Genomic DNA, 324 nt, shown 5'->3' with positions numbered 1-324 from the left:
CGGTGGTGACATCGGTGCGATGGTCGCCTACAGCTTCGCCGCCAACTATCCGCAGGCCACCAAGAAGCTCGCCCTGTGGGAAGGCGCACCCTTCTCGCAGATATTCCAGGACTTCGCCAAGCCGTTCCCCAGGCCCGGTGATCCGAACCTGTGGATATACCCGTTGAGCCAGGTCGAGGGACTGCCCGCCAAACTTCTCGCCGGGCGGTTTCGGCACGTGATCGACTGGTCGGCCGAACACCTCGCGCTCCACCCGGAGCGGATCAGCGAGGAGAGCCGGGCCATCTACGCCCTGGCCTACGACACACCCGAGGCGCTGACCGC

The 324-nt window shown here is 65.7% G+C and carries 1 pseudogene; it reads left to right on the top strand.

The features are described 5' to 3' along the window. Window positions 1-19: 19 nt before the first annotated feature. Window positions 20-324 (top strand): annotated as a pseudogene (locus tag BZL64_RS25505) (alpha/beta fold hydrolase); the annotation flags it as partial.

Origin of the sequence: Streptomyces bobili (genome assembly GCF_002154575.1) — a bacterium.
GTDB classification, from domain to species: Bacteria; Actinomycetota; Actinomycetes; order Streptomycetales; family Streptomycetaceae; genus Streptomyces; species Streptomyces bobili.
The sequence above is the reverse complement of the archived record's forward strand: the minus strand, read 5'-3'. Positions and strand labels throughout refer to the sequence as shown.